Source organism: Enterobacter cloacae complex sp. OE43NF (assembly GCF_023544405.1).
Lineage (GTDB): Bacteria > Pseudomonadota > Gammaproteobacteria > Enterobacterales > Enterobacteriaceae > Enterobacter > Enterobacter cloacae.
The window spans coordinates 57,508-77,714 of sequence record NZ_JAMJFW010000008.1 but is presented as its reverse complement, the minus strand read 5'-3'; the positions used below and the strand labels follow the sequence as shown (position 1 = coordinate 77,714).

Below are 20,207 nucleotides of genomic sequence, written 5' to 3'. Positions count from 1 at the left end.
ACATTCGCAGCAACAGAGCGTTAAACCTATGAAATACGATACCTCCGAGCTTTGTGACATCTACCAGGAAGATGTCAACGTCGTTGAACCGCTGTTCTCCAACTTTGGTGGACGGTCTTCGTTTGGCGGACAAATCATCACGGTGAAATGTTTCGAGGATAACGGGTTGCTGTACGATCTGCTCGAACAGAACGGTCGTGGTCGCGTGCTGCTGGTTGATGGCGGCGGCTCCGTACGTCGTGCATTGATTGACGCGGAACTGGCCGGAATTGCCGTGCAAAACGAATGGGAAGGCATTGTGGTCTACGGTTCAGTACGCCAGGTGGACGATCTTGAAGACCTCGATATCGGCATTCAGGCGATTGCCGCCATTCCGGTAGGCGCCGCAGGTGAAGGCATTGGCGAAAGCGATATCCGCGTCAATTTCGGCGGCGTGACCTTCTTCTCTGGCGACCATCTCTATGCAGATAACACCGGCATTATCCTCTCCGAAGATCCGCTGGATATTGAGTAGTAAACAGTAAGCGAGCGCCATAAAAAAACCGCCAACAGCAATGTGGCGGTTTTTTTGTCCCTCGGGATTCGCGGTCCGTTGGGAAGGCTTGCAGGCTAATACCAAGGGTCTTCATCATACTCTCGTCCAAACCTTGGGCAACCCCTCAGAAGCTTTATAAAATCCTAATTCTTTATGAATACCCTAACACCACGGTTGCTGCTTATTATGATGCAGCGTCCCTTTCCGCCATCTCGCAAATGGGCATCGGTCCAGGGAAAGATGTATTCACAACCGTAAAACAGGCTAATACCAGGGCTTGTGTCCACCGACTTATCACCGGCGGTGAACGGTGGAGCGGTTAGCTGCAGGGACCGCATAATGAAACGCTATTTATGTATCGCGTTCATTGTCGCCAGCGTACTCGTTGTGAAGAGTGATGAACCCAATGTGTTCTTTGCTTTTGCTACGACAGCGCAGGACAAGTAGCGTTAAGGCCGCCTTGGGCGGCCTTTTTTATGGTTATTACCCATTCGCGATAACCATAAAAAAGCCGGGTGGCGGCTTCGCCTTACCCGGCCTACTCAGTTCAATCCCAGGGGAATTAAACCTCTTCCATACGTCCCAGCAGTGCCTGCAGACGTTCCTGCCAGCCGTTCTGCTGTTCACGCAGCTGGTTGTTTTCGCGCTCCAGTTCCTCACGGCCGTGCTGAGCTGTCTGCACTTCTTGCGCCAGGCTGTTGTTCTTTTCTTTCAGCTCTTCAATTTCCATCTGCAGCAGCGTGATGGTGTCAATCGCCTGCTGTACTTTCGATTCCAGTTTCTCAAACACTTCTAAAGACATGATCCTACCTCTCCTGAATTGCAAGGCGACGCTTTAACGTAAACGCGCACAACATCTATGCCGATTGTATGAAGCCCCGTCGCCCCTGTCCAGCGACACACCGCGCAGATCGCGGTTTGCAACACTTTTCGGCCTCGTCCTGGTGCGTTCGCGGCAATTACCCCTAAGTTGTTAACTCATTAGTTAATGAAATGATTCAGCTCACACTCTCGCGCTGATGCAAAAATGCGCTTTATGGCGCGTAAACACTCATTTTATTGACACAGACCACACATTTTGATTTCGATATTTCTCGTTTTTGCTCGTTAACGATAAATTAACACTATGTCTACAGGACATCATGGCTGTCACGGGCGGCCATGCTAACAATAAACATCAATCTCTTCAGGATTCCGATTATGAGTCAGACATCAACCTTAAAAGGCCAGTGCATTGCCGAGTTCCTTGGTACCGGGTTGTTGATATTCTTCGGAGTGGGCTGTGTTGCTGCACTGAAAGTGGCGGGTGCCAGTTTTGGTCAGTGGGAAATCAGTATTATCTGGGGTCTGGGTGTGGCAATGGCCATCTACCTGACTGCAGGGGTTTCTGGCGCACATCTTAACCCGGCGGTGACCATCGCACTGTGGCTGTTCGCGTGCTTCGACGGACGCAAAGTTGTTCCTTTCATTATTTCTCAATTTGCTGGCGCGTTTTGCGCAGCGGCGTTAGTTTACGGGCTTTATTACAATCTTTTCATCGACTTCGAACAGACGCATCATATGGTGCGCGGCAGCGTCGAAAGTCTGGATCTGGCAGGTATCTTCTCTACATATCCAAACCCGCATATCAATTTTGTGCAGGCGTTCGCAGTTGAAATGGTGATTACCGCTATTCTGATGGGCGTTATCCTGGCGCTGACCGACGACGGAAACGGCATTCCGCGCGGTCCGCTGGCACCTCTGCTGATTGGCCTGCTGATTGCGGTGATCGGCGCATCCATGGGCCCGCTGACCGGCTTCGCGATGAACCCGGCGCGTGATATCGGACCAAAAGCGTTCGCCTTTATCGCAGGCTGGGGCGACGTGGCCTTCACCGGTGGCAAAGACATTCCTTACTTCCTGGTTCCGCTGTTTGCGCCGGTTGTCGGGGCTGCGCTGGGTGCGTTTAGCTATCGCAAATTAATTGGTCGCCACTTACCGTGCGACACCTGTGTGGACGAGGAGAAAGAGACGACTTCTACCGCACAACAAAAAGCTTCGCTGTAATCTGACTACGGGACTTACACCATGACCGAAAAAAAATATATCGTTGCGCTCGACCAGGGCACCACCAGCTCCCGCGCTGTCGTAATGGATCATGACGCGAACATTGTCAGCGTGTCACAGCGTGAATTTGAGCAAATCTATCCTCGTCCAGGCTGGGTAGAGCACGACCCGATGGAGATCTGGGCATCGCAAAGCTCCACGCTGGTCGAAGTGCTGGCGAAAGCCGATATCAGTTCTGACGAAATAGCCGCGATTGGTATTACCAACCAGCGTGAAACGACAATCGTCTGGGAACGTGAAACCGGCAAGCCAATTTATAACGCCATCGTCTGGCAGTGTCGTCGTACGTCAGAGATTTGCGAACAGCTGAAGCGCGACGGTATGGAAGAGTACGTCCGCAGCGCCACGGGCCTGGTGGTTGACCCGTATTTCTCGGGTACCAAAGTGAAGTGGATCCTTGACCACGTGGAAGGTTCACGTGAGCGTGCAAAACGCGGCGAACTGCTGTTCGGTACCGTCGATACCTGGCTTATCTGGAAGATGACCCAGGGTCGCGTCCACGTCACGGACTACACCAACGCCTCGCGCACCATGCTGTTCAACATCAACACGCTGGAGTGGGATGACAAGATGCTGGACGCGCTGGATATTCCACGCGCTATGCTGCCAGAAGTACGTAAATCTTCTGAAGTGTACGGTCAGACCAACATCGGTGGTAAAGGCGGCACGCGTATTCCTATCGCCGGTATCGCCGGTGACCAGCAGGCGGCGCTGTTCGGCCAGCTGTGCGTTAAAGAAGGGATGGCGAAAAACACCTACGGTACCGGCTGCTTTATGCTGATGAACACCGGCGAGAAAGCGGTGAAATCAGAAAACGGTCTGCTGACCACCATCGCCTGCGGCCCACGCGGTGAAGTGAACTATGCGCTGGAAGGTGCGGTGTTCATGGCGGGTGCATCCATCCAGTGGCTGCGCGACGAGATGAAGCTTATCAGCGATGCGTTCGACTCCGAGTACTTCGCCACCAAAGTGAAGGATACCAACGGCGTGTACGTGGTACCTGCGTTTACCGGTCTGGGCGCACCGTACTGGGATCCGTATGCACGCGGCGCGATTTTCGGCCTGACGCGTGGCGTGAATTCTAACCACATTATTCGCGCCACCCTGGAATCTATCGCTTACCAGACGCGCGACGTACTGGAAGCGATGCAGGCTGACTCCGGCATCCGTCTGCACGCTCTGCGCGTGGATGGCGGTGCAGTCGCGAACAACTTCCTGATGCAGTTCCAGTCTGACATTCTGGGCACCCGCGTGGAACGCCCGGAAGTGCGCGAAGTGACCGCGCTGGGTGCGGCGTACCTTGCGGGTCTGGCGGTCGGCTTCTGGCAGAATCTGGACGAGCTGCAGGAAAAAGCGGTTATCGAACGTGAATTCCGCCCTGGCATCGAAACCACCGAGCGTAACTACCGCTACAGCGGCTGGAAGAAAGCGGTGAAACGCGCCCTGGCGTGGGAAGAGCACGACGAATAATACACAGTTCACCCCCTCACCCCGACCCTCTCCCCAAAGGGGAGAGGGTTAGGGTGAGGGGCCATTCAGACCGCACCATCCCCACTCTATGATAAACTTCGTGCAATTCCTTTTGATTGCACGAGTACCTCATGAAACGTGAACTTGCTATCGAGTTTTCCCGCGTTACCGAAGCCGCTGCCCTGGCAGGCTATAAATGGCTTGGCCGTGGCGACAAAAATACCGCCGACGGTGCGGCTGTCCATGCCATGCGCATTGTCCTCAATCAGGTCAATATTGACGGCACAATTGTGATCGGCGAAGGCGAGATCGACGAAGCGCCAATGCTCTACATCGGTGAAAAAGTGGGTACCGGCAAGGGCGATGCCGTGGATATCGCCGTCGACCCGATCGAAGGCACACGCATGACGGCGATGGGTCAGGCCAACGCGCTGGCCGTGCTGGCCGTGGGTGATAAAGGCTGCTTCCTCAACGCACCGGATATGTACATGGAAAAGCTGATTGTCGGTCCAGGCGCGAAAGGCGCCATCGACCTCAGCCTGCCGCTGGAAGAGAACCTGCGTAATGTCGCCAGCGCGCTGAACAAGCCGCTGAGCGAACTCACCGTCACCATTCTGGCGAAACCGCGTCACGACGCTACCATCGCGCAGATGCAAAAGCTGGGCGTACGCGTGTTTGCCATCCCGGATGGCGACGTGGCGGCCTCCATTCTGACCTGCATGCCAGACAGTGAAGTGGATGTCCTGTACGGTATTGGCGGCGCGCCGGAAGGCGTGGTCTCTGCTGCGGTGATCCGCGCGCTGGATGGCGACATGCAGGCCCGCCTGTTGCCCCGTCATGAGGTCAAAGGCGACAACGAAGAGAATCGCCGCATTGGCGAAGATGAGCTAGCGCGCTGTGAGGCAATGGGTATCGAAGCCAATAAAGTCCTCGCACTTCACGAAATGGCCCGCAGCGACAACGTTGTTTTCTCCGCGACCGGCATCACCAAAGGCGATCTGCTGGATGGCATCACCCGCAAAGGCAACATGGCGACCACGGAGACGCTGCTGATCCGCGGTAAATCGCGCACCATTCGTCGCATTCAGTCAATTCACTATCTCGACCGTAAAGACCCGGACGTACAGACGCACATTCTGTAAAACCGTTTGATCGATAGAGCTTTCCGGCCCGAATGGGCTGGATATCTTCATCACAAATACGGAAGATAGATCCGAGAAACAGCACAGGAGAAGATCATGGCGGACTGGGTAACAGGTAAAGTCACTAAGATAAAATTCTGGACCGATGCGCTATTTAGTCTCACCGTGCACGCCCCCATCCATCCGTTTACGGCCGGACAGTTTGCCAAACTGGGGCTGGATATCGACGGCGAACGCGTGCAGCGCGCTTACTCGTACGTCAACGCGCCCGATAATCCGGATCTCGAGTTCTATCTGGTTACCGTCCCGGACGGCAAACTCAGCCCGCGCCTGGCGGCGCTTAAACCCGGTGATGATGTCCAGATTGTGAGTGACGCAGCAGGTTTCTTCGTGCTGGACGAAATTCCGGACTGCGAAACCCTGTGGATGCTGGCAACCGGCACGGCCATCGGCCCCTATCTCTCCATTCTGCAGTACGGCAAAGACCTGGAGCGGTTTAAAAACATCGTGCTGGTGCATGCCGCGCGTTACGCCGCAGACTTAAGCTATCTGCCGCAGATGCAGGAGCTGGAGCGGCAGTATGCCGGAAAGCTGAAAATCCAGACCGTGGTGAGCCGGGAAACGGCAGCAGGTTCGCTGACCGGCCGCGTGCCGGCATTAATTGAGAGTGGAGCCCTGGAAGAAGCCGTTGGCTTGCCGATGCGTGCCGAAACCAGCCACGTGATGCTGTGTGGTAACCCGCAGATGGTACGGGACACTCAGCAGCTTCTGAAAGATACCCGGCAGATGACGAAACACCTTCGCCGCCGACCGGGTCATATGACCGCCGAACACTACTGGTGATCAGCGGTATTTCACCTCAAGAGTGTCTTTACCGTATTTGTTTTCGCTCTGGGTGCCGATGAACGCACCCAGATCGATAACCATCATCACAAAGATAATGGTCGGTAGCAGTCTGCCCACCACCCAGGGGAGGATGGACGGAAGTATTGACCAGTTCCCGGCGACCAGCATCCACGCCAGAATAATCAGAAAAGCCCATGCACCGGAACGACCGCGATCGTGCAGGCGTTTCACCACCACGGCCGCGGTTGGCCACAGTAAACAAACCAGCGCAAACGCCGCGGTTTGCGTGCTCAGCCATGCGTTATAGGCCACAAAAAACAGAAGCAGCATGGCGATAATCCACGTCGCCATCCAGATCCAGAAATCACGGCGTCCAATACGCCCTTTGAATGAAAACAACCACTGCTGTATGGTCATGTAAGGTTCCTTATTATCATATCGTGCGCATTTTACCCTGGAGTTGTGACCTTTTGACAAGCCGACCAGATATCGATTTAATCATGAGCACTTACGGCCAGGGACAATGTTGATGAAAAATTCGGCACACCTTCTTTTCCTGTGTTTCGCGATGCTGAGCGCCGGTCTCCCCCTGCACGCCGCCGAACCCCCTGCTCCGACAACCGCGCCCTACCTTCTGGCGGGTGCGCCATCGTTCGATCAGTCCATCAGTCAGTTTCGTGAAACGTTTAACAAAACCAATCCAACGCTGCCGCTGGATGAATTTCGCGCCATTGATGGCGCACGCGATACTCCAAACCTGACCCGTGCCGCCAGCAAGATTAACGAAAACTTGTACGCTTCCACTGCGCTGGAGCGCGGTACGCTAAAAATCAAAAGTATGCAGATCACCTGGCTGCCGATTCAGGGGCCAGAGCAGAAAGCCGCGAAGGCGAAGGCGCTGGAGTACATGAGCGCGGTGCTGCAGGCATTTACGCCCGCACTGACAAAAAAACAGAGCCAACAAAAGCTGCAAAAACTGCTGGTTACGGGTAAAAACAAGCGCTATTACACCGAAACCGAAGGCGCGGTGCGCTATGTGGTGGCGGATAACGGCGAAAAAGGCCTGACCTTCGCTGTTGAACCGATTAAGCTGGCACTATCTGACACACTCGGAGGGGCGAATTAATGACAAAAAGCAAAGCCTTTCGAGGGAAAATCTCTATACTGATTCACAGACCATGCTGCCCGTCAGGGTGGCCATATTCCTTAATTCGCTTATTTAGCGTGGAGAATTGAAATGCGACATCCTTTAGTGATGGGTAACTGGAAACTGAACGGCAGCCGCCACATGGTAAACGAACTGGTTGCGAACCTGCGTAAAGAGCTGGCTGGCGTGACTGGCTGCGCGGTTGCTATCGCTCCGCCGGATATGTACCTGGATCTGGCTAAACGTGCCGCTGACGGCAGCCACATCATTCTGGGCGCACAGAACGTTGACGTTAACCTGTCTGGCGCATTCACCGGTGAAACCTCCGCTGAAATGCTGAAAGATATCGGCGCCAAATACATCATCATCGGCCACTCTGAGCGTCGCACCTACCACAAAGAATCCGACGAGTTCATCGCGAAGAAATTTGCGGTGCTGAAAGAGCAGGGTCTGATCCCGGTTCTGTGCATCGGTGAAACCGAAGCAGAAAACGAAGCAGGCAAAACGGAAGAAGTGTGCGCACGTCAGATCGACGCTGTGCTGAAGACGCAGGGCGCGGCAGCATTCGAAGGCGCGGTTATCGCTTACGAGCCAGTCTGGGCGATCGGTACCGGCAAATCTGCAACCCCAGCGCAGGCTCAGGCGGTTCACAAATTCATCCGTGACCACATTGCTAAAGCCGACGCGAAAGTGGCAGAGCAGGTCATCATCCAGTACGGCGGTTCCGTAAATGCCTCTAACGCGGCAGAACTGTTCACCCAGCCAGACATCGATGGCGCGCTGGTTGGCGGTGCATCCCTGAAAGCTGACGCTTTCGCGGTAATCGTTAAAGCGGCAGAAGCGGCTAAGCAGGCGTAATGCTGTTGTGGCGGGTGGCGCTTGCGCTTACCCGCCCTACAAAATCGCTACAAACGACCTAAAACGCTAAACCACAGATAATCCAGCGGCAGCAGCACCAGATACGTGGCAATTGCCAGCGCCAGACAGAGCACCATCCCCGCCCTTGCAGGCACCTTTCCTAAGCCCATCGCCACCACTATCGGCGACGCCTGATACGGCAGCAGCGGCGTGGAATAGCCCAGCACCTGAATCATGATGACAGACAATAGCGGAAAGCCCGTCGCCTCTGAAAAATTCTGCGCCAGCGTGGTATAGAGCGCCGGAACACCGTTAGCCGTCATAATAAAGTTCAGTGCCGTGGTGATCCCGGTCAGCGCCAGGAAACTGGTGAACGGTCTGTCGGCGTCCAGCGGCATTATCTTCAGTAACGCCTCCCCCACCGCCGGACCGATACCGGTTTGCGTCACCACAATGGCCAAACCGAGGATGCCTGCCACATAAATACAGGTGCGCATATTCACCCCCGCCGAGAACTTTTCTCCGGTAATAAAACCTACGCGTGGCAGCATCACAATGACCGATGCCGCAAGTCCGGTCCATGCCGGCCCCACACCGTGCCAGCTCTCCGTCACCCACATTCCCAATACCACCGCCAGCAGCCAGGCAAGGCGTTTTTCATCTCGCCCCATCGGTTCAGCGGGTGCCAGATCCCTGGGCGGCTTCGGGCTGCCGGGGAATAACCAGCAGATTAAACCAATCAGAATCAACCCTTTGAGAATACCGAGCACGGGCGTGTGCAGCAGCAGATAAGGCACGTAGTTCAGATGAATGCCGTATGAGCCCTCTGCCGCGCCGCTCATCACCAGATTGGGAACGTTGGCAGGCAGGATGGTGGCCGAAAGCTGGAAGGTGCCGAAACCAACGGCCAGCGCCAGGCCAAACCAGGCGCGCGACCCGTCGGCAATACCGGCACGTTTTGCCATCGCGGCCACGATGGGCATCAGCAGCGCGATACGCCCCATGTTCGACGGCATCACAAACGCCAGGGCATAACTCAGCAGAACCACGCTGGCCACCATTAGCACCCAGGAGTCAGTAAGCCGGGCGGAGAGCGCCCGCGCGGCCCTGTCAGCCAGACCGGTTTTCCGGATTGCCACGCCAAGCACAAAGCCGCTGAACACCAGCCAGAAGGCAGACGAGGCAAAGCCGCCAAAAATGACCTCCGGCGGGGCAATTCTGGCGGTCATCGCTGCCGTGAAGAACAGCAGCGCGGTAATGAATTCCGGCAATAGCGACGTCGCCCATAACACAATGGTGACGCCGACGATCGCTGAGGGCACAAACAGAGGGTGGGTTAACCAGAGCGACATGCCTGTCTCCTGTCGTTTTTTTCAGCAAGTCTACGGCGACAGGCAGGACGAGTAAACGCTATTTATGGTGGGGTCACTTCAGGATATCGCATTGATGATTCTGCAATTCCTCAGCCGACGCGCGGTTAAGCATCAGCAGATTACGTTCGGTTGCCAGCAACACAAACGAGCCATCAGACTGCTGGGCCATCGCCAGCGCGAAGCGCCCCATATGGTCACGCGCTTCCGGCAGCTCTTCCGCCAGCATCATAAACGGACTCCGCTGCACCAGCTCGTTCTCCGTCACCCGGCGGGCGAGATATTCATGTCCTTCCAGTCCACCGGGAAGGGGCAGCCATTGGGTGCTGATTTGCCCCTGCGCGGCATTGAGCTTCTCGCGCACGTCCGGGCGCAGGCAGGAGATGTGGATATGGAAATGATTCTGCGTGCGGCCCGTGGGTGAGTTGATGGTCAATGAAATGGCGCTGTCCGGCACCTCAGATCCGTGCTTCATGCTCATAAAGCTACGGGCCTGCCATGCCAGCCAGAAGAAGTTCGGTGTTTGAGGCTTTGTCAGAAGCGGGCTTTCGGTGCCGTTGATGCGGTAGGTGGGCATCAATAAGTATTGCAGCGGACCGTTGCGATCCTTGAACACCACATAGCCCGCGTCAGGTTTCACCTGTGCACACGGCGCCGGATTGCGGTGCTGGATCTGATTCGGCACACACTGGTCCAGCACGATGTGACGCAACGCATTCGGATTACCTGCTTTCATCCAGTACACGCCACCCGCGGCAAGGGCGATAACAATCAGAATCAGTAAGATAATTTTTTTCACAATGCGTTCCCTGTTTTCAGTAGAGGCCAAAGAGTAACGCAAAATGATGACCAAATAAAAAACCCGGCGGATTTCTCACACCGGGTCACCGTGTCGTTCGTTACAAAAGCCTAGCGTTTGCTGATCTGATCGAATGTACCGCCGTTAGAGAAGTGGTCTTTCTGGGCTTTTGTCCAGCCGCCAAACTCATCATCAATGGTGAAGAGCTTCAGTTTGGGGAAAACGCTGTCGTATTTCTTCGCAACCGCCGGATCGCGTGGGCGATAGAAGTTCTTCGCCGCAATTTCCTGGCCTTCTGGCGAATAGAGATACTTCAGGTAGGCTTCCGCCACCGCTTTGGTCCCTTTCTTATCGACCACTTTATCCACCACAGAAACGGTCGGCTCGGCAAGGATAGATTCGCTCGGGGTTACGATCTCGAATTTGTCTTTACCCAGCTCGTTGGTCGCCAGCAGGGCTTCGTTTTCCCAGGCAATCAGCACATCGCCAATGCCGCGCTCTACGAAGGTGTTGGTGGCGCCACGCGCGCCGGAGTCGAGCACTTCAACGTTTTTATACAGCGCTTTGACGAACTCCTGAGCCTTGGCCTGATCGCCATTGTTGTGATGCAGGGCATAGCCCCAGGCTGCCAGGTAATTCCAGCGTGCGCCGCCGGAGCTTTTCGGGTTCGGCGTGATGACCGATACGCCAGGTTTAACCAGGTCGTTCCAGTCATGGATCTGTTTCGGGTTGCCTTTACGCACCAGGAAAACGATGGTCGAAGTATATGGCGCGGAGTTATCCGGCAGGCGTTTGATCCAGTTTTTGTCGATGCGGCCACGTTCGGCAATTGCGTCCACATCGTAGGCCAGCGCCAGAGTCACCACATCCGCTTCAATGCCGTTGATGACGGAGGTCGCCTGCTTACCAGAGCCGCCATGAGACTGGCGAACCACCACGTTGTCGCCCGTTTCCTGTTTCCAGTGTGCCGCAAAGGCTTTGTTGTACTGCTCGTACAGCTCACGCGTCGGGTCGTATGACACGTTCAGTAACTGGATGTCCTTAGCCAGAACGCTGGTCGATGCCAGCAATAATGTTAAACCCACGCCCCATTTATTCATCGCCCAGATCTCATGTGTAGTGTTTTGATGAATGCAGCGTGCCAGAAACGGAATTGATGATTAAAGAATAAAAAAAGATTGGCTATAACTTTGAGGAATAAAAAAGTGGATGAGTGGCCTGATGCCCTCACCCCAACCCTCTCCCACGGGAGAGGGCGCAACCATAAAAAACGGTAACCCTGGGGTTACCGTTTTGCATTTACCTTGCCGCCACCCGGCACAATACAAACACCGATCAGTACAGTTTTTTCGCGCAGTCCAGCCAGTCACCTTTGAACGGACGCTTCATGTTTTCGATGGCGTCGATGATGTCATGGTGAACCAGTTTTTCGTTCTGAATACCGACGCAACGACCGCCGTGACCCTGCAGCAGCAGTTCAATGGCGTACGCACCCATGCGGGAAGCCAGGATACGGTCGTATGGACCCGGGGAACCACCACGCTGGATGTGACCCAGAACGGTCGCGCGGGTTTCGCGTTTGGTTTCTGCTTCGATGTACTTCGCCAGCTCATCAACGTCACAGATATGCTCGGTGATCGCGACGATGGCGTGTTTCTTACCTTTGGCGATACCGGCTTTGATTTCTGCAACCAGATCTTCACGGCTGAATTCCACTTCCGGAACCACGACGAACTCACAACCGCCCGCGATAGCCGCAGCCAGGGTCAGGTCACCACAGTAACGGCCCATAACTTCAACGATGGAGATACGCTGGTGAGAAGAAGAGGTGTCACGCAGACGGTCAATCGCTTCCACAACGGTACCCAAGGCGGTGAAGTAACCGATGGTGTAGTCAGTACCCTTGATGTCGTTGTCGATGGTGCCAGGCAGACCGATGCACGGGAAGCCCATTTCAGTCAGACGTTTTGCACCCATGTACGAACCATCACCACCGATAACAACCAGTGCGTCGAGGCCGCGTTTTTTCATGTTCTCGATAGCCACTTCACGCACGTGTTCGTCGCGGAATTCCGGGAAGCGCGCAGAACCGAGGAAAGTACCACCGCGGTTGATCATGTCAGATACGCTGTAACGGTCGAGCTGAACCATACGGTCTTCATACAGACCCAGATAACCATCATAGATACCAAAAACTTCCAGACCTTCCGTCAGCGCTGCACGAACAACCCCACGAATTGCCGCGTTCATGCCCGGCGCATCACCGCCGCTTGTCAACACACCGATTTTCTTAATCATGACTACCTCTGAACTTAGGAATGCAAAATTGAAATCTGTTGCCGGAAGAAACTTGTCGACCAACGAATACTGCAAATAGTATATCAACCACTTCCAGCTGAATTGATTCAGGTCAGACCAAATGGCGGTAATTTATACACAAAATGCTGGCCTGGCTCACTTTTTTACAACGAATTACGAAAGCCCAACATAACCGGGTACAACCGAGCAGGGATCCTGGTGAATAATGACGTCTGACCCAGGAAAACGCTGCAAAATCGCCTGCTCCACCTGCTCAGCAATAACGTGAGCCTGAACCAATGGCAGGTTGTCTTCCATTTCTATGTGAATCTGAATAAAGCGGGTCGGCCCTGACTGCCGCGTACGAAGATCGTGAGCACCACTGACACCCGGCCAGGAGGTCACGATAGTATAAATTTCATCGCGTTCTGCGTCGGGGAGCGCACGGTCAAGAAGCGATTGCACCGCGTCATACCCCATCCGCAAAGCGCTGTATAAAATATAGATGCCAATCCCTAACGCAAATAACGCATCGGCCCGATGCCAGCCATACCAGGCCAGACCGAGCGCAATAAGAATAGCGCCATTCATCATAACATCAGACTGATAATGAAGCATATCCGCCCGTACAGCCTGACTTTGCGTTTTTCGAACCACCCAGCGCTGGAACGTTACAAGAACAAGGGTGCATATAAGTGCAGCCACAGTCACCACCACGCCCACGCCGGGATCGTTCATGGGTGATGGCGAAACAAGATGCTGAATGCCGGTTAAAAACAGAAACAGCGCAGAGCCGGAAATAAACATACTTTGCGCCAGCGCCGCCAGCGATTCGGCTTTGCCGTGCCCGAAGGTGTGCTCTTCATCCGCCGGTTGCAGCGAGTAACGCACCACCAGCAGGTTGGTCAGCGAGGCGGCAATATCCATCAACGAGTCCACCAGCGCCGCCAGAATACTGACTGAGCCCGTGTACCACCACGCGAATATTTTGATGACCAGTAAGCTTGAGGCCACGACCGTCGCGGCAATGGCGGCCCGGCTGACCAGTCTTCCATAGGATTGATTCATAAATACTCCTGTCATGCCATGCCGCTAGTATAACGGAAGGTTACGGAGTCAAAGGATGAATAAACGGTTAACACATCAGAATGAAGGGCAAAAAAAACCCCCACATCATGTGGGGGAAGACAGGGATGGTGTCTATGGCAAGGAAAACAGGGTTTACTGGTTACTACGGGTACTGCTATTGCTACTGAAAAGCGTCGTTTCTGAGCTTCGCTGCATCCGTGCAACCTTACGCAATTGGTCCATACGTTGCTGATGTTTCTGGTTCAAAACCGCTTGCTGCTCGGGCGACAACAGGTGGAACATCTGGTTGCGAACCTTCGCCATCTCTACCTGGCGGGCAACCTGCTCCTGTGCCATTTTTTCTGCCTGAGCACGTACAGCGTTTTCGTCAAAATTTTCTGCGGTGACAAGGCGATGCATTGTCTCCATTTCGCTAACATTAACAGGGGGCTGATCGTGTCGTGCCCTCTGCATCAGATCTCGCATCTGTTGACGCTGATGTTCGGTTAAACTTATGCCGTCAAACATATGGCTTTGGCTGCTGTGCTGCGCGATGCCCTCTTGTGAGGACGCGTTATCGCCGATGATAGCTACAGCGGCCTGGCTAAACGCACTGAACGCCAGCGTTGAGGCCATGACGGCAGCGGTAACTTTGCGCATCACTTGCTCCCAAAATCTTTCATGTCGCGATTCAACGAGAGACAGTCTACGATTCAGGCTGCAAACATGCGTCAGGGGGTGTAAAACAACGTAAAGTCATGGATTAGATAGCCTTGATGTCGTAATTTCTGCCTCGGAGGTATTTAAACAATGAATAAAATCCTGTTAGTTGATGATGACCGAGAGCTCACATCTCTTTTAAAGGAGTTGCTCGACATGGAAGGTTTCAACGTTCTGGTCGCCCATGATGGCGAGCAGGCGCTGAGTCTCCTTGACGACAGCATCGATCTACTTTTGCTCGACGTCATGATGCCGAAGAAAAACGGCATTGATACGCTGAAAGAGCTTCGCCAGACACACCAGACCCCCGTTATCATGCTGACCGCACGCGGCAGCGAACTAGACCGTGTACTCGGCCTTGAGCTGGGTGCAGATGACTATCTACCGAAGCCGTTCAACGACCGCGAACTGGTTGCCCGTATTCGCGCTATCCTGCGTCGTTCCCACTGGAGCGAACAGCAGCAGAATACTGACAACAGTTCACCGACGCTGGAAGTGGACTCCCTGAGCCTCAATCCGGGTCGTCAGGAAGCAAGCTTTGACGGTGAAACGCTGGAGCTGACCGGTACCGAGTTCACGCTGCTGTATCTGCTGGCGCAGCACCTCGGCCAGGTGGTATCGCGTGAACACTTAAGCCAGGAAGTGCTGGGTAAACGCCTCACGCCGTTTGACCGCGCCATCGATATGCATATCTCGAACCTGCGCCGCAAACTGCCGGAGCGTAAAGACGGTCATCCGTGGTTTAAAACCCTGCGTGGTCGCGGCTATCTGATGGTTTCCGCTTCATGATAGGAAGCTTAACCGCCCGCATCTTCGCCATCTTCTGGCTGACGCTGGCACTGGTTTTAATGCTGGTTTTGATGTTGCCAAAACTCGACTCACGCCAGATGACGGAGCTTCTCGACAGCGAGCAACGTCAGGGCGTGATGATCGAGCAGCACGTAGAAGCCGAGCTGGCAAACGATCCGCCAAACGATTTGATGTGGTGGCGCAGGCTGTTTCGCGCTATCGACAAATGGGCACCTCCCGGACAACGCCTGCTGCTGGTGACCAGCGAAGGCCGCGTGATTGGCGCGGATCGCAATGAAATGCAGATCATCCGCAACTTTATTGGCCAGGCGGATAACGCCGATCATCCGCAGAAGAAAAAATATGGTCGGGTTGAGATGGTGGGCCCTTTCTCAGTCAGGGATGGGGAAGATAACTACCAGCTTTATTTGATTCGCCCGGCGAGCAATTCCCAGTCCGATTTTATCAACCTGCTGTTTGACCGTCCGCTTCTGCTGCTGATTGTGACGATGCTGGTCAGTTCTCCACTGCTGTTATGGCTGGCGTGGAGCCTGGCAAAACCGGCGCGTAAGCTGAAAAACGCCGCCGACGAAGTGGCGCAGGGTAACCTGCGACAGCACCCTGAGCTGGAAGCCGGACCGCAGGAGTTTCTTGCCGCCGGGGCCAGTTTTAACCAGATGATCACCGCTCTTGAGCGCATGATGACCACGCAGCAGCGGCTGCTGTCGGATATCTCGCACGAACTGCGTACGCCGCTCACGCGACTCCAGCTGGGCACCGCACTGCTGCGTCGCCGCAGCGGTGAGAGCAAAGAGCTGGAACGTATCGAAACCGAAGCCCAGCGTCTGGACAGCATGATCAACGATCTGCTGGTGATGTCGCGCAATCAGCAGAAAAACGCGCTGGTGAGCGAAACGGTGAAAGCCAATCAGCTGTGGCATGAAGTGTTAGACAACGCGGCGTTCGAAGCGGAACAGATGGGTAAATCGTTCACCGTCAACTTCCCGCCGGGGCCATGGCCGCTGTACGGTAACCCCAACACGCTGGAGAGCGCGCTGGAGAATATCGTGCGTAACGCCCTGCGCTACTCGCATACGAAGATTGAGGTGGCCTTCTCGGTGGATAAAGACGGTATCACCATCATTGTGGATGACGATGGTCCAGGCGTAAGCCCGGAAGATCGCGAGCAGATTTTCCGTCCGTTCTACCGCACCGACGAGGCGCGGGACCGTGAATCTGGCGGTACCGGGCTGGGTCTGGCGATTGTTGAAACCGCTATGCAGCAGCATCGCGGCTGGGTGAAAGCCGACGACAGTCCGTTGGGCGGGCTGCGGTTAACGCTGTGGCTACCGTTGTATAAGCGCGCGTAATCCCCTCACCCTAACCCTCTCCCCAAAGGGGAGAGGGGACTGCTCGGTGCGGTTTTTTCACTCTCGCCCCTTTGGGGAGAGGGCCGGGGTGAGGGGCACTATTTCCCCCACAATCTCCGCGAATTATCCTCAATCTGCCGACTAGTGCGGCGTTTCTGCATCGTTCTTGTCCAGCTGGTGGATAACCCTGCCGCCGACAGAAGGCGATGATACTGCTCGTCATCAAACGGCATATGCCAGGCAATGGCACAGGCGTCATACACCGACACATCGCTCAGGCGCGACACCAGCTCCAGCGGCGCATCCGCAGACACCTGCCCCGCCAGCACCACCCGGTACAACCAGCCGGTTTTACCCGCACTCTGCAGCCGTGCGGACATGTCGTTAATGCCAAAATGGAAGTTAAGCTTGAAGCATGGCGAGCGCGGTTGCGTTACCTGAATCAGGGCATCACCCCAGCGGAAAATATCACCAATGAAGACGTTCTTCTCCGTCAGCCCTTCGGTGGAGAGATTCTCACCGAACGCGGGGGCGACGAACAGGTCCGCCTGTTCAGGGAATTCGGTTATCCAGTATTGATAATGCTCGCGCGGATAGTGGCACAGCGCGCGTTCGGGCCCGCCGTGGATTTTCTTCTCGGCCTGCTCGTCGCCCGCAAGCCCGAGTTCGGTTAACGTCAGCTCTCCGTCGACCTGCACTTTGGCGATGGCGCTCGGGCGGCTGCCGTCGTATTCCCTTACCTTGCCTGTAAACACATTCACCGGGTAATGCATCTCTACTCCTTCAGATACAAAAAAAGCGAGTCAACAGACTCGCTTCTCACAGGCGTCAATGCAACCTTATTTTTTCGCGGCGAAACGCGCTGCAGCTTCGTCCCAGTTCACCACATCCCAGAAGGCTTTGATGTAGTCCGGGCGACGGTTCTGGAACTTCAGGTAGTAAGCGTGTTCCCACACGTCCAGACCCAGAATTGGGAAACCAGATGCGCCAGAGATCGCTTCACCCATCAGCGGGGAGTCCTGGTTTGCGGTAGAAACGACCGCCAGTTTGTCACCTTTCAGAACCAGCCACGCCCAGCCGGAGCCGAAACGGGTTGCAGCCGCTTTTTCGAATTCCGCTTTGAAGTTATCAACAGAACCGAAGTCGCGCTCGATAGCCGCTTTCAGGTCGCCCTGCAGGGTGGTTCCGGTTTTGAGACCTTTCCAGAACAGGCTGTGGTTAGCGTGGCCGCCCGCGTTGTTACGCAGTACGGTTTTCTTGTCCGCTGGCAGCTGATCCAGTTTAGTGATCAGCTCTTCAACAGGCAGGTTAGCGAACTCTGGCAGGCTTTCCAGCGCAGCATTCGCGTTGTTCACATAGGTCTGGTGGTGTTTAGTGTGATGGATTTCCATCGTCTGCTTGTCGAAATGCGGTTCCAGTGCGTCATAGGCATACGGCAGGGATGGCAGTGTATAACTCATAATCCTCTCCATTAGTGTCGGGCGGCACAGCTGTTAATGCCGCGTAAGCAGTTGGTTCATTATAGTTAATTAAATGATATTGAAAATGATTATCAATGCCGTAGTTTTTATAAGGTTATTTGGGTTTTGCCAAATGACAAAATTGTGAGTCTGCTCACCCGGTTAACGTGCTGATTGCCATCCAGAACCAAATTGCGGCAACCTTCTGAAGGTTCCTGAACCGCCTAATTTTTACACTCATCAAGTCGGGGGGAAGCCACCGGCTATAAAAACGATGAGGACGTAAAAAATGAATCATGCGATTACGATGGGTATCTTCTGGCATTTGATAGGCGCAGCCAGTGCAGCCTGTTTCTATGCCCCGTTCAAAAAGGTGAAAGGGTGGTCGTGGGAAACCATGTGGTCGGTTGGCGGTACCGTCTCCTGGCTGATTTTGCCGTGGACCATTAGCGCCATGCTGCTCCCGGATTTCTGGGGCTACTTCACCTCCTTCAGTGCCTCCACCCTGCTGCCGGTGTTTCTGTTCGGTGCGATGTGGGGCATCGGCAACATCAACTATGGCCTGACCATGCGCTACCTCGGGATGTCGATGGGTATCGGCATCGCAATTGGCATTACACTGATCGTCGGCACGCTGATGACGCCCATTCTTAACGGCAATGTCGATGTGTTGCTCAACACCAAAGGCGGGCAGATGACGCTGATGGGCGTGCTTGTCGCGGTGATCGGCGTGGGTATCGTCACCCGTGCGGGTCAGCTGAAAGAGCGCAAGATGGGCATCAAAGCCGAGGACTTTAACCTGAAGAAAGGGCTGCTGCTGGCAGTGATGTGCGGCATCTTCTCGGCGGGCATGTCGTTCGCCATGAACGCCGCAAAACCTATGCACGAAGCGGCCGCCGCGCTGGGCGTCGACCCGTTGTACGTGGCGCTGCCAAGCTACGTGGTGATCATGGGCGGCGGCGCGCTGGTAAACCTCGGCTTCTGCTTCATTCGTCTGGCAAAAGTGAAGGATCTGTCGGTAAAAGCCGATTTCTCACTGGCAAAATCCTTAATCCTCACCAATGTACTGCTGTCGATGCTGGGCGGCCTCATGTGGTATCTGCAGTTCTTTTTCTACGCCTGGGGTCACGCCAGCATTCCACCGCAGTACGACTACATAAGCTGGATGCTGCACATGAGCTTCTACGTACTGTGCGGCGGACTGGTTGGGCTGGTACTGAAGGAGTGGAATAACGCCGGGCGTCGTCCGGTGGGCGTCCTGAGCCTGGGCTGCGTGGTGATCATCATTGCCGCTAACATTGTCGGCCTCGGCATGGCGAACTGATTACGCTGCCTTTCGACTGCGATGACGCCACTGAACCGGCGTCATCCCCACCTCGCGGTTAAACACCACCGAAAAGTAATTACTGTCCTCAAACCCGCAGCGCATCGCCACCTCACTGACCATCAGCTCCGTATGCTGCAACAGATACTGGGCGTGGCAGATGCGCAGCTGGCGCAGGTAGTGATTCACCGTCATCCCCGTCTGGGTGCGGAACTGCTGGCGCAGCGCGCGCTCGCTGCACTGCTCCTGCTCGCAGAATTTTTCCAGCACAAAACTTTTGTTCAGGCTGCCCGCAAGCCGGGCGATCAGCTTGTCCAGCAGCGCTTCCTGAACGGTCGCGGAGGGGTTATCGGTAGCGTAACGATGGCGTTTGAGGGTCATGACCAGCTGGGCGAACAGCAGTTCCGCCATCGGGTTTGCCACCGGATCGTGCTTCTGGCTCTCCTGCTCCAGCTGGGAGATCGTCTGGCGCACCTGTGCCATGCCGCTGCTGCTCAAGCGCCAGTGGGGTTCGCCTCTGGCATTGAGAAAACCGGGGATATGGGCCGCCCAGTCGACGTTCAGTTTGAGCCTGTCCGGGCAGTAGATCACGTTCTGCAACACCAGATCGTTAACCGAGGCGTAGGCGTGTTTGTCTTCGGCGCGAATGTAAAACAGATCGCCACGCGTAATGCGGTAGGGCCTGTCATTGAGGATGTGTAAGCCGTTGCCGCGCCACACTAGCACCAGCTCACAAAATTCGTGGGTATGCTCGGCAAAGACATTTTGCGGGTAGCGGTCGGCCACCGCGACGGCCTGACTCGCGGAGGCAAAAAAATCATCTTTGCGAAGAATTAACTGAGCGGCCACACCACAACCTCTACGGTGAATAACCGGACATTATTAGCCTTTTTGCGGCAATAAAA

21 protein-coding genes are annotated in these 20,207 nt (G+C 55.0%); 10 read left to right on the top strand and 11 right to left on the bottom strand.

Translation table 11 applies throughout. From position 1 onward, the window contains the following. The first annotated feature begins 28 nt into the window (after positions 1 to 28). Positions 29 to 514 carry a ribonuclease E activity regulator RraA gene (gene rraA, locus M8370_RS05855; RefSeq protein WP_013099315.1) on the top strand — a complete coding sequence of 162 codons (486 nt, stop codon included), beginning with the start codon at positions 29 to 31 and terminating at the stop codon, positions 512 to 514. A 583-nt stretch (positions 515 to 1,097) separates the two neighbouring features. On the opposite strand, the gene zapB is transcribed toward rraA, so the two are convergent. Beyond that, positions 1,098 to 1,337, bottom strand: coding sequence for a septal ring assembly protein ZapB (gene zapB / locus M8370_RS05850; protein ID WP_013099316.1), 240 nt, complete (start codon positions 1,335 to 1,337; stop codon positions 1,098 to 1,100). 398 nt (positions 1,338 to 1,735) lie between these two features. On the opposite strand from zapB, the gene M8370_RS05845 reads away from it, so the two are divergent. From M8370_RS05845 to fpr, 4 genes are all read left to right on the top strand, one after another. Further along, a complete protein-coding gene (locus tag M8370_RS05845) occupies positions 1,736 to 2,581 on the top strand; it encodes an MIP/aquaporin family protein (RefSeq protein ID WP_013099317.1) in 846 nt (281 codons plus the stop codon). 21 nt (positions 2,582 to 2,602) lie between these two features. Continuing rightward, positions 2,603 to 4,111 (top strand): glycerol kinase GlpK, encoded by a 1,509-nt coding sequence (gene glpK / locus M8370_RS05840; RefSeq protein ID WP_020686906.1) that lies wholly within the window; start codon positions 2,603 to 2,605, stop codon positions 4,109 to 4,111. Between the two features lie 131 nt (positions 4,112 to 4,242). Next, positions 4,243 to 5,253, top strand: a complete 1,011-nt coding sequence (gene glpX / locus M8370_RS05835) for a class II fructose-bisphosphatase (RefSeq protein WP_013099319.1) — start codon at positions 4,243 to 4,245, stop codon at positions 5,251 to 5,253. Positions 5,254 to 5,349: 96 nt separating this feature from the next. Then, complete coding sequence (gene fpr / locus M8370_RS05830; protein ID WP_013099320.1) at positions 5,350 to 6,096, top strand: ferredoxin--NADP(+) reductase; 747 nt, start codon at positions 5,350 to 5,352, stop codon at positions 6,094 to 6,096. On the opposite strand, the gene M8370_RS05825 is transcribed toward fpr, so the two are convergent. After that, positions 6,097 to 6,516, bottom strand: coding sequence for a DUF805 domain-containing protein (locus tag M8370_RS05825; RefSeq protein ID WP_020686904.1), 420 nt, complete (start codon positions 6,514 to 6,516; stop codon positions 6,097 to 6,099). A gap of 112 nt (positions 6,517 to 6,628) precedes the next feature. On the opposite strand from M8370_RS05825, the gene M8370_RS05820 reads away from it, so the two are divergent. Both M8370_RS05820 and tpiA read left to right on the top strand, forming a co-directional pair. Continuing rightward, complete coding sequence (locus tag M8370_RS05820) at positions 6,629 to 7,225, top strand: DUF1454 family protein (RefSeq protein WP_013099322.1); 597 nt, start codon at positions 6,629 to 6,631, stop codon at positions 7,223 to 7,225. Positions 7,226 to 7,336: 111 nt separating this feature from the next. Continuing rightward, positions 7,337 to 8,104, top strand: coding sequence for a triose-phosphate isomerase (gene tpiA / locus M8370_RS05815; RefSeq protein WP_003862019.1), 768 nt, complete (start codon positions 7,337 to 7,339; stop codon positions 8,102 to 8,104). A 47-nt stretch (positions 8,105 to 8,151) separates the two neighbouring features. Here tpiA and M8370_RS05810 read toward each other — a convergent pair whose 3' ends face one another. From M8370_RS05810 to cpxP, 6 genes are all read right to left on the bottom strand, one after another. Beyond that, a complete protein-coding gene (locus tag M8370_RS05810) occupies positions 8,152 to 9,456 on the bottom strand; it encodes an SLC13 family permease (RefSeq protein WP_250020627.1) in 1,305 nt (434 codons plus the stop codon). Positions 9,457 to 9,529: 73 nt separating this feature from the next. Further along, positions 9,530 to 10,273 (bottom strand): CDP-diacylglycerol diphosphatase, encoded by a 744-nt coding sequence (locus M8370_RS05805; protein WP_250020626.1) that lies wholly within the window; start codon positions 10,271 to 10,273, stop codon positions 9,530 to 9,532. 110 nt (positions 10,274 to 10,383) lie between these two features. After that, positions 10,384 to 11,373, bottom strand: a complete 990-nt coding sequence (locus M8370_RS05800; protein ID WP_013099326.1) for a sulfate ABC transporter substrate-binding protein — start codon at positions 11,371 to 11,373, stop codon at positions 10,384 to 10,386. 235 nt (positions 11,374 to 11,608) lie between these two features. Then, positions 11,609 to 12,571, bottom strand: a complete 963-nt coding sequence (gene pfkA / locus M8370_RS05795; protein ID WP_013099327.1) for a 6-phosphofructokinase — start codon at positions 12,569 to 12,571, stop codon at positions 11,609 to 11,611. Between the two features lie 174 nt (positions 12,572 to 12,745). Further along, a complete protein-coding gene (gene fieF / locus M8370_RS05790) occupies positions 12,746 to 13,639 on the bottom strand; it encodes a CDF family cation-efflux transporter FieF (RefSeq protein ID WP_013099328.1) in 894 nt (297 codons plus the stop codon). Between the two features lie 153 nt (positions 13,640 to 13,792). Next, entirely contained in the window at positions 13,793 to 14,299 is a 507-nt protein-coding gene (gene cpxP / locus M8370_RS05785; RefSeq protein WP_013099329.1) for a cell-envelope stress modulator CpxP, read from the bottom strand. A gap of 150 nt (positions 14,300 to 14,449) precedes the next feature. On the opposite strand from cpxP, the gene cpxR reads away from it, so the two are divergent. Together cpxR and cpxA are read left to right on the top strand one after the other, a co-directional pair. Continuing rightward, the gene (cpxR, locus tag M8370_RS05780; protein ID WP_003862004.1) at positions 14,450 to 15,148 is read left to right on the top strand and encodes an envelope stress response regulator transcription factor CpxR; all 699 of its coding nucleotides are present in this window, start codon (positions 14,450 to 14,452) and stop codon (positions 15,146 to 15,148) included. Further along, on the top strand, positions 15,145 to 16,518 hold the full coding sequence (gene cpxA / locus M8370_RS05775) for an envelope stress sensor histidine kinase CpxA (RefSeq protein ID WP_013099331.1): 1,374 nt from the start codon (positions 15,145 to 15,147) through the stop codon (positions 16,516 to 16,518). The genes cpxR and cpxA overlap by 4 nt, the downstream gene beginning before the upstream one ends. A gap of 98 nt (positions 16,519 to 16,616) precedes the next feature. Here cpxA and yiiM read toward each other — a convergent pair whose 3' ends face one another. Together yiiM and sodA are read right to left on the bottom strand one after the other, a co-directional pair. Continuing rightward, positions 16,617 to 17,291 (bottom strand): 6-hydroxyaminopurine reductase, encoded by a 675-nt coding sequence (yiiM, locus tag M8370_RS05770; protein WP_013099332.1) that lies wholly within the window; start codon positions 17,289 to 17,291, stop codon positions 16,617 to 16,619. A gap of 66 nt (positions 17,292 to 17,357) precedes the next feature. After that, complete coding sequence (gene sodA, locus M8370_RS05765; protein ID WP_003861999.1) at positions 17,358 to 17,978, bottom strand: superoxide dismutase [Mn]; 621 nt, start codon at positions 17,976 to 17,978, stop codon at positions 17,358 to 17,360. A 289-nt stretch (positions 17,979 to 18,267) separates the two neighbouring features. On the opposite strand from sodA, the gene rhaT reads away from it, so the two are divergent. Next, entirely contained in the window at positions 18,268 to 19,302 is a 1,035-nt protein-coding gene (gene rhaT, locus M8370_RS05760) for an L-rhamnose/proton symporter RhaT (RefSeq protein ID WP_250020624.1), read from the top strand. Here rhaT and rhaR read toward each other — a convergent pair whose 3' ends face one another. Further along, a complete protein-coding gene (rhaR, locus tag M8370_RS05755) occupies positions 19,303 to 20,151 on the bottom strand; it encodes an HTH-type transcriptional activator RhaR (protein WP_013099334.1) in 849 nt (282 codons plus the stop codon). Between the last annotated feature and the right edge of the window lie 56 nt (positions 20,152 to 20,207).